This is a genomic window from Burkholderia arboris, assembly GCF_038723655.1.
GTDB lineage: Bacteria > Pseudomonadota > Gammaproteobacteria > Burkholderiales > Burkholderiaceae > Burkholderia > Burkholderia arboris.
Genome location: NZ_CP109822.1, coordinates 2400631 through 2414980, shown reverse-complemented (window position 1 = coordinate 2414980; position 14350 = coordinate 2400631). Strand labels below are relative to the sequence as shown.

Genomic DNA, 14350 nt, shown 5'->3' with positions numbered 1-14350 from the left:
TGCTGGCCACGCGCGTCCGCCGCGCCGGACCGCACATCACCAGCGGGCAGTCACGCCACCCATCACAGAATGACGGTAGGTCTGGTCGTTCAGCCCGCGCCGGTAGCCGATGTCGAGATCGAGCCAGCGCGTCGGCGAATAGATCGCGCCCGCGAGCACGAACGCCGGATTCGCGCCGGCCGTGCGTTCGGTGTTGCGCGACGTGCCGATGTCGGCCACGAGTTGCAGCCGGTCGGTCGCCTTGTAGATCGCCGCGGCCGACACGGCCCAGACCGACGTCAGGTCGCCCTGGCGATTCGGCTGGTACGTGAAGCCCGCGTTCGCGAGCAGCGAGACACGCGTGGCGTCGGCCTGCACGAGCAGCGTCGCGCCGGTGCCGACACGGCCCGTGCCGAGCCCGCGGCTGTCGTTGCCGGTCGGCATCGTCAGTTTCGGTTTCAGCGCGAACGACAGCGGCCCGCGTTCGACGAATCGCCATTTCATGCCGATCTCGACATCGCCGATGCCGGCGCCGTTCTCGTCGGATCGCGTCTGCAGATGCGTGTACGGCGCGTTGACGTACACGTCGACGTGTTCGCCGAAGCCGCGCGTGAGTGTTGCGTTCCACAACTGGTGGCGGCCGCTGTCTTCCTGTTTCGAGGTTTCCTCGCCGTTGAACTCGAACTGCCAGTTGGCGTTGCCCTGCGTGCCGGTGTCGTCGCTGACGAGCGGATGGGCGGCAAAGGCTTCGATCGGCGCGAGGAGTGCGCTCGCGGCGGCGAGCGGAAGGATTCTTTTCATCACGTTACCCGTAGAGCGTCGTGAGCGCGCCGGCCCGCAGCGTGGTGCGGGCCGGCGCGTCGTCATCCGGTCGGAATCGGTACAGATTCAGGACGGAATCAGAACCACTGCTTGTAGCGGCGCACGTAGATCGTCTTGACCATCTGCGCGAGCACGATGTAGCCGACCATCGTCGCGGCGAGCCACAGCCAGTAGGTGCCCGGCAGGTGCATGAAGCCGATCGCCTCCGCGAACGGCGAGAACGGCAGCCAGCAGCCGATCGCGATCGCGGTGAAGGTCGACAGCAGCACCGGCAGCGACGCCGTGCTCTGCAGGAACGGGATCTTCTGCGTGCGCAGCAGGTGTACGACGAGCGTCTGCGACACGAGGCTCTCGATGAACCAGCCCGAGTTCATCACGATCTGGCCGCCGGTACCGCCGTTCAGGTGATACAGCGCGCCCGCGCCGAACACGGTCCACATCAGGATGTACGTCGTGATGTCGAACACCGACGACGTGGGCCCGACCCACAGCATGAAGCGGCTGATGTTGCCGGCTTCCCACTTGCGCGGCTTCTTCAGGAACTCGGGATCCATCTTGTCCCACGGCAGCAGCATCTGCGACGTGTCGTAGATCAGGTTCAGCACGAGCAGCTGGGTCGCGAGCATCGGCTCCCACGGCAGGAACGCGCTGGCGACGAGCACCGAGAACACGTTGCCGAAATTGGAGCTGGCGGTCATGTTCAGGTACTTCAGGATGTTGCCGAACGTTTCGCGGCCCTTGATCACGCCTTCCTCGAGCACCATCAGGCTCTTTTCGAGCAGGATGATGTCGGCGGTTTCCTTTGCGATGTCGGCGCCGCTGTCGACCGAGATGCCGACGTCGGCGTCGCGCAGTGCCGGGGCATCGTTGATGCCGTCGCCGAGGAAGCCGACCGTGTGGCCGTTCGCCTGCAGCGCCTTGACGATGCGTGCCTTCTGCAGCGGCGTGAGCTTCGAGAACACGGTCGTGCGTTCGACGACCTTGGCGAGCGTTTCGTCGTCGAGTGCTTCGATTTCCGCGCCGAGCATCGGCTTGCCGGGCTCGAGGCCGACCTGGCGGCACACCTTCATCGTGACGGTCGGGTTGTCGCCCGTCAGTACCTTGACCGCGACGCCGTTCTCGCGCAGCGCGGCGAGTGCCGGCGCGGCCGATTCCTTCGGCGGATCGAGGAAGGTCAGGAAGCCGCGCACGACGAGATCGTGTTCGTCGGCAGTGCGGTACTGCGCGCGTTCGTCACCGCGCGCAATCGTGCGGGTCGCGAGCACGAGCACGCGGAAGCCGTCCTCGTTGTACGCGGTGGCCTGTTCGAGCAGCCGCTTGCGCGCGACGAAGTCGAGCGGGCGGATGCCGTCCTCATCCTGCACGTGGGTCGACACCGCCAGCATTTCCTCGACCGCGCCCTTGCAGATCAGCTGGTGCGTGCCGTGCTTGTCCTCGACGACCACCGACAGGCGGCGCCGCACGAAGTCGAACGGCAGTTCGTCGATCTTCTTGTAGCCCTGCGGCTTCACGCGCTCGCCGATCTCGTCGGCGCGTGCGACGACCGCGATGTCGATCAGGTTCTTCTGGCCGCTCTGGTGGAAGCTGTTCAGCCAGCCGAGCCGCAGGATTTCCTCGTTCTTGTGACCGGACAGGTCGAGGTGATGTTCGAGGATGATCTTGTCCTGCGTGAGCGTGCCGGTCTTGTCGGTACACAGCACGTCCATTGCGCCGAAGTTCTGCACCGAGTTCAGCCGCTTGACGACCACCTTGCGGCGCGCCATCGCAACTGCGCCGCGCGCGAGGTTCGCGCTGACGATCATCGGCAGCATCTCGGGCGTCAGGCCGACGGCCACCGCGAGGGCGAACGTGAGCGCGCTCAGCCAGTCTCCCTTGGTCAGCCCGTTGATCATGAACACGATCGGCACCATCACGAACATGAACTTGATCAGCAGCCAGCTCACGCTCGCGACGCCGCGGTCGAAGCTCGTCTCGATGCGCTTGTGGCTCACGACGTTGCGCGCGAGCGACCCGAAGTACGTATCCTCGCCGGTCGCGACGACGACGGCGGTTGCCGTGCCGCTGACGACGTTGGTGCCCATGAAGCACACGTTCTCGAGATCGAGCAGCGACGCCGACGCATCGTTTGCCGCGCCGGCCGCACGCGTGTTCGCGGATTTGCCGGCCACCGCGCCGAGCGTGTCGTACTTCTCGACGGGCAGCGCCTCGCCGGTCAGCACGGCCTGGCTGATGAACAGGTCGCGCGATGCGAGCAGGCGCACGTCGGCAGGGATCATGTCGCCGGCCGACAGGTGCACGATGTCGCCGGTCACGACTTCGCGCATCGGCACCTCGCGGCGCGTCGGCTCGGACGTGTCGGTCACGGCACGCTGCACGGTGGCCGTCGTGCGGACCATCGCCTTGAGCTTCTCGGCGGCGCGCAGCGAACGGAATTCCTGCACGAAGCGCAGCAGCGCGCTGATCGTGACCATCGTCAGCAGGATCGTCATGCCGACGTAGTCGCGATCGTCGGGCGCCGCGAAGTAGACGTCGGTGAAGAAGCTGATGGCGGCCAGCACCAGCAGCACGTAGACGAACGGGTTGTGGAACGAGAGCAGCAGCTGGCGGGTCCAGTGCGGCGGCTTGTCGTGCGCGATTTCGTTCGGGCCGTAGTGCTGCAGGCGGTCGGCGGCCTGGTCGTAGGTGAGGCCGCGCGTGCTGGTGTGCAGCGCCTTGAGCGTGTCTTCGAGCGGACGGGCTGCTTCCTGCGCGGCGCGCATGATGCGCGGTGCGTTCTGCTGGCCGGCGCCGGTCTTGATGAAGCCGCGCTGTTTCTTCTGCGATGTGTTGTGTCGTGTTGTCATGAGTCGCTCCTTGCGCACGAGGCGGCGGGCGGGGAGCGGCCGTGACGTTATCGACGCACGAGCGCTCCCCGCCGCGTCGCGTCAGGCGCGATCGGCTGTGGATCGGTAAAGGCGGGAACGCTCGCCGGCGCGCGCGATGCGGTCGGCGTGTCGATGCGCAGCGTCGCACCGGCGAGCGGTAATCGACTACTGTCGTCTGAGTTCATCTGCACTCCTGTCGGTTGCGGATAATCGGCACGGGCGATCGATTGCGCCACGCGCAACGAGGCGCGCGGCCGGACGGCACGCGAACGGAAGGTGCACGCGGCTGGCGCTGCGCGCAACACGAATGCACGCGCGCGACGGCGCGTCGCGTGCATTCGACAACATCGAAAAATTCGGCGGGAGATCGGGCCAGTATTCAGGCCGGAAGGACGCCGCATCCTGCTTCCCGGGATGCGGCAGAAGACGAGGCTCTGCGCGTTTTCCTCAGGCAGCAGTCAAGTTGGCCAAGCACCAACTACAACTCGCATCGGTGTTCACAGAACACTCCATGTAATTAGACGGGAGCGATGGTAATGGCTCGCTGTGCGAAGCGTCAACCCTTTTGTCAGGTGTTATTTCGAGAAGCGTAACCGGGCCGATGCGCGCTCGCCGGCGCGCCGTTGCGCCAACGAAGAAACGGCCGCGCGCAGGCCAGGTTGGCATGCGCGCGGCCGAGTCGACGCGGCGTACCGGCGTCAGTGGGCTGCTGCCACGGCGGCGCCTGCATCGAGGATGCCCGAGCCCGCAGGCATCGCGGTGCACGACGTGCCCGCTGCCAGTTTCGCCGCACGCGTGCCGCCTTGCAGCTTCTGCTGGATCTGCGCGGGCGTGAGGTTGCCGTTCACCGACAGCATCAGTGCGGCGACGCCCGTCACTTGCGGCGTCGCGAGGCTGGTGCCGTTCGCGAGGCCGTAGGTGTCCGAGCCCGGCGTCGTCGTGCCGGTGTTCGACGTCGACAGGATGTTGACGCCCGGCGCGCTCAGCGACACATCGGCGCCGAAGTTGCTGAACGATGCGCGTCGGCCGGTCGCGTCGGTCGCGCCGACACTGATCACGCCGCGGCAGTTCGCGGGCTGGTCGAGCCCGGTCGACAGGCCGTCGTTGCCGGCCGCGACGACCACGGTCACGCCCTTCGCGGTCACGTCGTCGATCGCCTGCTGGAACGTCGTGCTGCATGCGCCGACACCGCCGAGGCTCAGGTTGATGACCTTGGCCGGCGTCGGGTTCGTCGGTACGCCGTTCACGGGGATGCCGGCTGCCCAGCGCATCCCGTCGGCGATGTCGCTCGTCACGCCGCCGCACTTGCCGAGCACGCGCACCGGCAGGATCCGGCCGAGCCACGACACGCCGGCGATGCCGGTGCCGTTGTTGGCGGTCGCGCCGATCACGCCCATCACGCGCGTGCCGTGCCAGCTGCTGTCGCTCGGCTGGCTCTCGCATTGATAGTACGGGCCGCTCGCGTTGCTCAGTTCCTGCTGCGTGACCCAGTCGCCCGGATCGGTTGCGTCAGGGCCGCGCGACAGGCCGTTGTTGCTGGTGTTGACGTTGGTGATGAAGCTGTAGCCGGGCAGCAGGTTGCCGACGATGTCGGCGTGCGGCCGGTATCCGGTGTCGAGCACCGCCGTGACGACGGTCGGCGAACCCTTGGTCACGTTCCAGGCGGGCGGCAGGTCGATGCCGGCGGTCGGGTCGGACAGATACCACTGCTGGCTGTAGAGCGGGTCGCTCGGCGTGTCGCGGATCTGCATCGGATGATCCGGTTCTGCGTAATCGACATCGCCGTCGGCTGCGAACGCCTGCGCGAGCGCGGCGGCGTCGGTGGACGCCATGCGCTGGCCGAGCGACAGCACGGCCGCGCCGTTCGAGATCGTCCGTTCGACCTGTACGTTGACCGGCGCCTGCGCCACGGTGCTCGCATAGGCGCGTGCACTGCCGGCGACCGGCGCCGTCCAGCGCGTCATCGACCGCTGGATCACCGCGTCGAGGCGCGTGCCGTTGTCGATGGCGGCCATCGCACGCGTGGCGGTCAGCGTCTTCAGCTTGACGATGATGTGATCGACCGGCGGCTCGACGGGCGCGGCCTGTGCGGCCATCTGCACGGCAGCCTGCTGCGTGGTGCATGCATTGCTGCCGGTCGAGGCGGGCGGGGTCGTCGGGGCGGGCGCGGGCGCCGGTGCGGGCGCCGCGTTGGAGGAAGACGGGTTGCTGCCGTCGCCGCCTCCACCGCCGCAACCGGCGAGAGGCAGGAGGGCGGCGGCGGATAGCATGCCGGCGAGCATGCGCGCGTGTGCGGAGCGCGCCAGCGCAAAATTGAAACGTTTGGCTCTCATGTGAAACTCGATCCTCGTAGATAACCGTCGTGCCGGCGGTGGCGCTGGTCCGGCTGACCCGGACCTTGTCGTTTTTGTCTGACGGTTGCAGCAAGGTTGCTGCGACGCGCCATGCACTGGGTAACGGCGTGCGCGACGGCTTCTTGAGCAGGTTTCACGAGAAAAACAGGGGTTGGCGCAAACGATTACGTTGCTGCTTCGCAGCATGAACGCGCGTTTGGAACGGCCGGCACAGAAGGTGGGGTCGAGCCGGCGCGCGGCCCGGTCGGGTGAAACGTGCCGCGCGGGCCGGTTTGCGCGGTACGGAAAACATCTTTCAGGATCCGGCCGCGGTGGAAGGTTGTTTACGCTTCCCCTGATGTGACGCGAATATTGTCGGGCGTACGATCGTGCTTCGCTCAACGTTTCGTCAGGAGACAAGCATGGATCGCCGTTTCCGTTGGCTGGCCGTCGCGCTGTCCTGTGCGCTGGCAGGCGCCGCGCACGCCGAGGCCCTTACCGGTACGCTGAAGAAGATCAAGGACACGGGCATCGTGTCGCTGGGCATTCGCGAGTCGTCGGTGCCGTTCTCGTATTCGGACAATCAGCAGAAGAACATCGGCTATTCGCGGGACATCGCGGCGCGCATCATCGATCAGTTGAAGACGGACCTGAACCTGCCGAACCTCGCGGTGAAGGAAATTCCGATCACGTCGCAGAACCGGATTCCGCTGCTGCAGAACGGGACGATCGACTTCGAATGCGGATCGACGACGAACACGCTCGAACGGCAGAAGCAGGCCGCGTTCTCGAACAGCATCTTTTTGTATGGCATCCGCTTCAGCACGCGCAAGGATTCGGGCGTGAAGGACTTCACGGACCTGGCCGGCAAGACGGTCGCGACGACGGCCGGCACGTCGGACGAGCGCCTGCTGCGCAAGCTCAACGAAGAGAAAGGGATGAACATGACGATCATCAGCGCGAAGGATCACGCCGAAGCGTTCATGAACGTCACGACCGGGCGCGCGGTGGCATTCGTGATGGACGAGCCGCTGCTGTACGGCGAGATCGCGAAGGACCGCAACCCGGGCGCGTATTCAGTCACGGGCACGCCGCTCGTCCACGAAAACTACGCGTGCATGATGCGCAGGGACGATCCCGCGTTCAAGCAGGTGGTCGACGGCGTGATCGCGAAGATGCAGACGTCGGGCGCGGCCGAGAAGCTTTACGACCGGTGGTTCACGCAACCGATTCCGCCGAAGGGCGTGAGCCTCAACTATCCGCTGTCGCCGGAGATGAAGCAGCTGTTCAAGAATCCGACGGACCAGGCGCAGTACTGATCCGGCCGTCACGGTGAACAACCGCCGGCGCGTGCCGGCGGGTCGGACGGGAAGGGCGACTGACGCGAAACGCGTCGGGCGGCGAGGTTCGGCGCGCGTGGCGCCGGGCCGTCACGATGACGGATGCATCCCGGCTAGCGTCTTTCAGGATGTGCCGCAATCGGCATTCAACCTCGCCTGCGCCAGGGGAATCCTGTCGCCTGATGCAACAACAGGCACAATACGGAATTCGCCACGATCGCACGCATGTTCGCAATTCGAACATTGACGGTGCGACACTGCTGCCCGAGATCCTTCCCAGTCGTCATGAACGCCACGTCCACTCCCGCGCGCGAGTCGAATTCGCCGCGCTTCCTGCTGTTCCTGATCTGCCTGTTTTCGTCCGCCGGCCAGCTTGCGATCGACATCTACGTGCCGGCGCTGCCCGACATGGCCCGGTCGTTCGCGACCACGCCGCAGGCGATCCAGTCGAGCGTGTCCGGCTACATGGCGGCCTATGCGCTCGGCCAGCTGATCTTCGGGCCGATCGCCGACGCATACGGGCGCAAGCGGGTGCTCGCGTTCGGGCTCGTGATCTACACGATCGGCTGCGTGCTGTCGCTCGGCGCGCCGAACCTGGAAACGTTCGTGCTCGCGCGCTGCCTGCAGGGCTTCGGGATCGCGACCACCAACCTGCTCGCGAAGGCGATCATCACCGATTCGTTCTCGGGCCAGGCGCTGATGCATGCGTTCACGTACATGTCGATCGCGTGGGGGCTCGCACCGATCATCGCGCCGGTGATCGGCGCGCACCTGCAGGAATGGTTCGGCTGGCGCGCGTGCCTCGTGTTCCTGCTGGTGTACTCGCTGGCGATGTGGGCGCTGCTGTGGCACTACCGTGAAACCTTGCCGAAGCCGGTGCATCTCGAGCCGCGCACGCTGATGACGAATGCGGGCAAGGTGCTCGCGAGCCCGGTGTTCCAGAGCTGCTTCCTCGCGCAGGGGCTGTGCTACAGCATCCTGCTCGTGTTCAACATCGTCGGGCCGTTCATGGTGCAGACCACGCTGCACAAGCCGCCAACCTTCTTCGGCTATCTCGCGCTCGGGATCGGGCTCATGTATTTCCTCGGCGGCCTGTCGAACCGGATTCACGGCCGCGGGCTGCCCAGCGCCGAGCAGCGGCTGCGCATCGGCGCGCGCGTGATGGCCGGCGCATCGGTCGCGATGCTGGTGCTGGCGCTGACCGTCGGCCTGCGCGTGTGGACGCTCGCGACGCCGGTGCTCGTGATGGGTTTCTGCGCGGGCGCGATGTACCCGACGCTGATGGCCAAGGGCAATTCGCTGTTTCCGCATATCGCCGGCCTGACGAGCGCGATCCTCGGTTGCGCGCTGCTGCTCGTGTCGTCCGCGATGATGGGGCTGGCCGGGTTCGTGTCGATTCACGTGCTGACGCCGCTCGCGGTGTTCTTCGTCGCGTTGTCGTTCATCGTCGTATGGATGGTGACGAAGCTGTTGCGGTACCTGTCGCAGCAGCAGGCCGCGCCCGTCGTGTGCGGGAGCGGGGAAGCGGCGTAGCAGGCCGGAAGGTGGCGCCGCCACTGAATGCATGACGCTATGCGCGCATGCCTGCCAAGGCTGCGTTGTGCGGTCGTGATGTCACGACCGGGACGTATGCATGGTCACGATGGACGACAGCTTTCGCCGACACGTTCATAACCCGAATCGCATTCCCACGAGCGCCCGGTGAAATCGACATGCGCGTTGGGTGGCACGCGCAGTCGTGCGCAGCTTCCACCGGTCTGAATGAAGCCGGCGTCGCATTCCCATCCGAAACCGGTTGGAATCGCGTGCGCGTGCTGCGGTATGGCAGCCGGCACGCATGACGATCCGATGCGGCTGAGGCCGTTGGGGCACGGCGATTCGTGCTCAGTCTGGCGCGACGCGCCCGGACACCCGAGACGATCGACTCCCGGCGGACAGGATTCCGGACGAGGCGCCTCCATTTGCATCGGTGGCCGCGTATCGAGCACGGGCGCATTGACCGTTTGCTTGAGCGGTGTGGGGCGAGATTGCGATCGCGCGCGCTCCGTGAGCGTCGGCGGCGACTCCGATCGCTCGGGGCGGCCGCTGTCGCGCTGCTGAAGTGCGATCGGTGCCGGGTGGCTTTCGATGGTCGTTGCCGCGTGCCGCTGGCCGGCGGGCCGGCCGGGTGCTTCCGCGGGCCGTGTGGACGGGCGATGGATCAGCGCGAGGGTCGCGCCGGCTACGAGGGCAATGACTGCCGCGCCGGCGGCGATCCGGCGTCCGTATCCGACACGCGATGAAGCGCGCCTATCCCGCTGCGTGATGCTGCGGCGTTCGACGATCCCGTGGTCGGGAAGCCCGTCGGACACGATAGGTGTGGCAACGGCCGGTGCGGAACGTATGCCGTCGGGCAGGGTGAGGCCGCATGCGATGGCGTCCGCATCGGCTTTCGGTGTGCCCGCCGAGCGCAGTGCGCCGATGACGTCGGTGCCGGCGTCACGTGCCGTGCCTGCGAGTCGGAGCCATTGGAAATAGGTGTCGGCGTCGATCGTATCGCTTGATTCGGCACGATGCGTGGCACGTTCCATCACGTTGTCCATTCGTTATGCCTCGTCGCACAGCAGTATCGTGGTGCCGTGCCGGGCGACGCCCGGCCACGTCGTCCGATGTTCGAGCGTGACTGCGCATTCGCTGAAAAACGGATAGTCTCGCCACGCGTCGCGATTGCCTATCACATAGAGTATGCGTTTGGCGCGGCTGACTGCGACGTTGAGCAGGTTCGGCTTCTCCGATGCCCATGCTTTCGCGCCGTGGCGCTCCGGATGGCCGCCCAGTACGAGCAGGACGACATCCGATTCCTTGCCCTGCACCGTATGGATCGTGCCGATCTTGACATTCCCGTATCGATTGCCGAGCGTGTCTTGCAAACCTTGTGTCACCTCCCGGAACGGGGAGATGACGTAGATCGTTCCGGAGACGTCGTCGTGCGCATGAATGTCGTCGAGAATCGTGGCGACGACACGCCCCTCGTCGGGGATCCAGTGCCCATGCGCGTCGCGTCCCTCGACATGAATCCAAGTCGTGTCGGGAAGAGCAAGTTTCGCACGCGTGACGGTGCCGAATACCATCATCCCGTTGTACGCGATTTTGTTGGCGACATTGAACATGGCGGAGTCGCAGCGACGATGAACCCGAAGCGGGGCGCTGACCCAGAGCGCGTTGCCTTCGTGATCGGGAAGATAGGTGCCGACCGTCGAGATCCGGTCGGCGAGTCGCTGGATCGACTGGCGGCCGGGCGTCCACGTCGCATCGACACCGAAGCGGGTGCGCAACGCCTGTTGCGAGGTGAACGGCAGTGGCAGGATCGGCTCGAGCTGAAGCGGATCGCCGACCACGACGGCCCGCCTGGCACGCCAGAGCGCACCCACGGCGGCCTGCGGCAGCCCTTGTCCGGCTTCGTCGATCAACAGCCAGCCAATTTCCTCGCGTTGAAGATTGGTGAATAGGCGACCGAACGAAGCGAACGTGCTGGATATGACCGGCACCACGGTGAAAAGCGTTTGCCACGCGGATTTCACGGCTTGGCGGGATACGCCTCCCGGTACGGAACCTTGCAGGATGTCGACCATGCCGAAGAGATTGGACCGGAAGATATGGGCGTTTTCGGCTGCGAACGCCTGATGCAGATTCAGCGCTTCAAGAAACACCTTCGCCCGGGCGTCATTCCAGGCCCGGTCGGTCCAAGGCGACGACAGTTCGCGGTTGTGGTCCGTGCAATCGCGATCAACGAAATGGTCGCCCAGGATCGCGCGTGCGTGGACGAGCCCGGCATCGAGTCGCGTGATGTCGTCCGCCAGCAGCGTGATTTCGGCGTGAGCCTCGCGTTCGAGTTGTTCCGCGCCTTGGCGCGCGACATTGGCCTGATCCACGATGCCGGCGGCGGCGTCCATCGCATCGCCGGCCTGTTTTTCGGTATCGACGCATGCGAGAAATCTGATTCGCCAGTCCCGGTGCGCGCGACCGAAGCTGAACAAATTCTCGATGAAGCCCGGGCGGGCATGCAGGTGATCGATTTTTTGAGCATGCGCCTGTCTTGCCCGTTCGATCGCTGCCGTATGACGTGTTCGTGCGACTTCGTGCGCGTTTGCCGCGTTCGCTGTTGCCTGATTGCGGTCCCGTGCAAGTGCGCGCAGCGCACCCAGGCGCGACCGCGCGGCATGAAGCAGGTCGGCTTGCCGGGCCCAGTCTTCGCGCTGTGTCCGCAGTTTCGATTCATCGGAACAGGCTCGTCGGAAGCGCTCGACCGACTCGCGCCATATCGACGGCCGGCGTCTGGCGTGATCGCCGAGCCAGGTCAGCAGGCCCGGCAGCCCTTTTTCGCTCGCCGGTTCGTCGTTCGATCGACGCTCGTCCTTTTTTTCATCCCACCAGACATCGCGAAGGAACGCCATCCGGTTCGTCTTGTTGCCGAGACGGGCCGCCAGCAAGCCCCATACCGGCTTGTCGTCACCGAGCGCGCGCGCGGCGAGATCCGGGAAATAGTTGATGCTCGGTTTCCAGATGTCGTCAATCGCATCGGCTCCCGGTAGTTCGAGGGTGATGTTTTCGACCGCGCCGTTGTTGGCGGAGGCCACCACGATCTCGAAGCCCGAGAACTCCGGCTTCCATAAATGGATGGTTCGCTGACGATTGTCGGATCCCCAGCCGTCGATACCGTTGAACGCGTCTTCCGGTCTGCGCAGCGAAGCAAGCTTTTCAGCCCGTTCGACGACGATGTGCGCGACGAGATCGCGGAGCAAGGTGGTCTTGCCCGTGCCGGGCGGTCCGTTGACACTGAATATGCCGGCGCCGCCGTCCAGTTCGCGAGTCATCCGATTGATCGCGAACTGCTGACTGAAGACCAGCGGGTGGTGTCCGTTCGCCGGCCAGCGCCCGGACGGGTAGCGGTCGGGCGACAGGGCGTCGTACATCGCATCGACCGATTGCCGTGTGTCGTTGCGTGCTGCGTTGTCAATCTCGCTATCCGGGCTCAGGTAGGACGATAAAGCGGCTCCCGTGTCGTTCCGCTCGAAGGCGTCGGCGACCCGCTTCAGGTCGTCGACAAAGAAGCTGTTCAGGAAGTCGGCGCGGTCGACCTGATATTCCTTGCTCGTCGCGACTTGTCGCGACTGGATGCGGGCACGCTCGTCCGGCACCTCTTTCGTCAGACCGATCTCCTTGAACAGCAATTCGGTGATGGCGTCGACGTCGCCCAACGTCAGCTTGCGCCCGACGTCGATTTTCTGCGCGAGTAGCGCCTTACCTTCCTCGTCGTCGTCAGGAACGGCGAACATCTGGCGCAACTTGATCAGAAAGTCATCGGCGAATAGCTCGAATCCATTGAGCCAGCCCGGCGAATCCGGGCCCAGTGTGATCGTGCGTCCCCATGCCCACGCGCATGCGGACACGACGAACGTGTCGAAGAGCGGACGCCCGTCATGATCGACACGAATCAGGAAGCATGCGGAAAGACTGTCCAGCCGCGAGTCGAATGATTGCGGATCCTTCCCGAAGATCGATTCGAGAAATTCGCGTACACGCCGAACCAGATAGACACCGCCGTAGATGTCGTGGCGCCATACACTGTCCTCCTCCGCGGCCGGAAGGCGCTTGAATCCGGGTTGCCAGGGCGCGAGATTGTCTTCCGGCGTAACCCTGTCTGTCTGCTTCGTTCGCTTGCCGGGTTTCAGATCAATATCGGGAACGGATTGCGGATTGAAGATTTCAGTGGCGCGCCAGTAATTTAGAATCTTTGCTTTCGTATTCATGTGACTCGGAAGGGTATTGCGCTACGTGAGGCGAATGAAGTGCCTGCGTCGTCAGATGGTGGGCACTCTACCCAATTGTTCGTCGGATGGGAAATGTGTGGTCTAACGCTGATTGTTTAGGAAATGGTGGCAAACCGCCTTTTATTTCAATTCAAGAAAAAATAAGGCGGATATGCTCGATGTCGATCATTTCAGTCAATCGGAGACCGGCGATCGGATTTTGAATGAAAATAAGCCGGATACGTGACCCATTTAAATCGCGGCGGCATGCATCGATCTGGCGCAGTGAACGGGATTCCCGGATGAATTCCCGCCGATTGGCAGTTACAGCGGCGATGAATCTGAAATATCCGCGAGATCGTCCGCGATCAAGTCGGGTCTTACAGCGGATGCGCGGCGCCGGCCTGCGCCAGTAACGATACGGCAGCCGGATCCGGCTGCCCGTTCGAATCGATCGCGCCGGCCTTGGTCAGCGCGACGAGGTCGCTGTCGACACCCGGTTGCCCGACCACGAACGACGTCGTCAGGAACGCCGGCGCCGCGAGCGTGACCGCATAGCGCTGCTGCAGGTTCGATACCACGGCCGATTGTGCGGCCTGGACCGCGCTCGGATCGTTCATCACCTGCTGATCGTGCAGGCTGCCCTGGAAATTGCCGATCAGCCCGGCCGTGTTCGTGCCGAGCTGCGCGGCGAGATAGACCAGCATCAGCTCGGTCTCGGGCGTCGTATTGAAGGTGCCGCCCGCATAGGCGAGCGAATGCAGGCTCGTGCCGCCCGACGCCACGGTGATGACGCACGGCAGCGTGGCGTTGACCGTCACACGATAGTTGCCGCCGCCGTCCGTCAGCGTCGTCGCCGAGCCTGCCGCGCAACTGACCGTCACCTGCGCGCTGGCGAGCGGGTCGCCCGTCGCGACCGTGCCCGACAGCGCGACGGTTTGCGTGTTGTTGTTGAAGCACGCGTCGACGCCGAAGCAGGCATCGCCGTTGCACGCCTGGAGGGCGGCGAGCGTTGCAACGCACAAGACGCCCAGCGCGGGGCGGGTGAAGCGCATCGGGCGGATGTTCATGGTCGCTGGTCTCCGGGAGAGGGAAGCAGCTGAGATGCGCCCGGGGACGCGGCGCTGTTCACATTCTAGATTCCGGATCTGCGGGCTGCATGCCCGTTTGCCGGCTCCGCCGGAAACCTTCAGTCCCCTTCGCGATGGGTTGTGTCGCGGGAC

General features: G+C 65.0%; 8 protein-coding genes. 2 read left to right on the top strand and 6 right to left on the bottom strand.

Annotated features, from left to right (window positions below):
* Positions 1–36 precede the first annotated feature (36 nt).
* From OHZ10_RS28030 to OHZ10_RS28020, 3 genes are all read right to left on the bottom strand, one after another.
* Positions 37–780 carry a transporter gene (locus OHZ10_RS28030; protein ID WP_059240295.1) on the bottom strand — a complete coding sequence of 248 codons (744 nt, stop codon included), beginning with the start codon at positions 778–780 and terminating at the stop codon, positions 37–39.
* Positions 781–878: 98 nt separating this feature from the next.
* Entirely contained in the window at positions 879–3644 is a 2766-nt protein-coding gene (gene mgtA / locus OHZ10_RS28025) for a magnesium-translocating P-type ATPase (protein ID WP_342705023.1), read from the bottom strand.
* A 719-nt stretch (positions 3645–4363) separates the two neighbouring features.
* Positions 4364–5998 carry a S8 family peptidase gene (locus OHZ10_RS28020; RefSeq protein WP_059240298.1) on the bottom strand — a complete coding sequence of 545 codons (1635 nt, stop codon included), beginning with the start codon at positions 5996–5998 and terminating at the stop codon, positions 4364–4366.
* A gap of 422 nt (positions 5999–6420) precedes the next feature.
* Here OHZ10_RS28020 and OHZ10_RS28015 point away from each other — a divergent pair, with 422 nt between their 5' ends.
* Both OHZ10_RS28015 and OHZ10_RS28010 read left to right on the top strand, forming a co-directional pair.
* Positions 6421–7317 carry a glutamate/aspartate ABC transporter substrate-binding protein gene (locus OHZ10_RS28015; protein WP_174991228.1) on the top strand — a complete coding sequence of 299 codons (897 nt, stop codon included), beginning with the start codon at positions 6421–6423 and terminating at the stop codon, positions 7315–7317.
* Positions 7318–7623: 306 nt separating this feature from the next.
* The gene (locus tag OHZ10_RS28010) at positions 7624–8871 is read left to right on the top strand and encodes a multidrug effflux MFS transporter (RefSeq protein WP_059240303.1); all 1248 of its coding nucleotides are present in this window, start codon (positions 7624–7626) and stop codon (positions 8869–8871) included.
* A 104-nt stretch (positions 8872–8975) separates the two neighbouring features.
* Here OHZ10_RS28010 and OHZ10_RS28005 read toward each other — a convergent pair whose 3' ends face one another.
* The 3 genes from OHZ10_RS28005 to OHZ10_RS27995 all read right to left on the bottom strand — a co-directional run bounded on the left by OHZ10_RS28005 (position 8976) and on the right by OHZ10_RS27995 (position 14197).
* Positions 8976–9920 carry a hypothetical protein gene (locus tag OHZ10_RS28005; protein WP_342705022.1) on the bottom strand — a complete coding sequence of 315 codons (945 nt, stop codon included), beginning with the start codon at positions 9918–9920 and terminating at the stop codon, positions 8976–8978.
* Between the two features lie 3 nt (positions 9921–9923).
* The gene (locus OHZ10_RS28000; protein WP_342705021.1) at positions 9924–13127 is read right to left on the bottom strand and encodes an ATP-binding protein; all 3204 of its coding nucleotides are present in this window, start codon (positions 13125–13127) and stop codon (positions 9924–9926) included.
* A 380-nt stretch (positions 13128–13507) separates the two neighbouring features.
* Positions 13508–14197 carry a hypothetical protein gene (locus OHZ10_RS27995; RefSeq protein WP_342705020.1) on the bottom strand — a complete coding sequence of 230 codons (690 nt, stop codon included), beginning with the start codon at positions 14195–14197 and terminating at the stop codon, positions 13508–13510.
* Positions 14198–14350 lie beyond the last annotated feature (153 nt).